Origin of the sequence: Microvirga pakistanensis (genome assembly GCF_004458765.1) — a bacterium.
GTDB lineage: Bacteria > Pseudomonadota > Alphaproteobacteria > Rhizobiales > Beijerinckiaceae > Microvirga > Microvirga pakistanensis.
In genome coordinates, this window is the sequence record NZ_SPJX01000552.1 from 1 (window position 1) to 223 (window position 223).

At 68.6% G+C, this 223-nt stretch carries 1 pseudogene; it reads left to right on the top strand.

The window, feature by feature from the left end:
• Nucleotides 1-223 (top strand): annotated as a pseudogene (locus E4K09_RS29425) (trehalose-6-phosphate synthase); the annotation flags it as partial.

Genomic DNA, 223 nt, shown 5'->3' on the forward strand with positions numbered 1-223 from the left:
TCAGGTCGCCGGCCTCCTGGCGGGCAACGATGCGGGACGGCTCGCGGGTTTCTTCGAGCGAATCGCCTCCGACGAACGGGTTCTCGCCATCGGCTATTGCGACGGAGCGGACTTGCGCGCGCCGACGCGGAACATGCCGCCTTCCTTCTCCTGCGAGCAGGCCGCCAGGGGCGGAGCCGTGAGCTCGTCCACCATCAGCAGCGAAGGCCGCGAGATTCTCGTC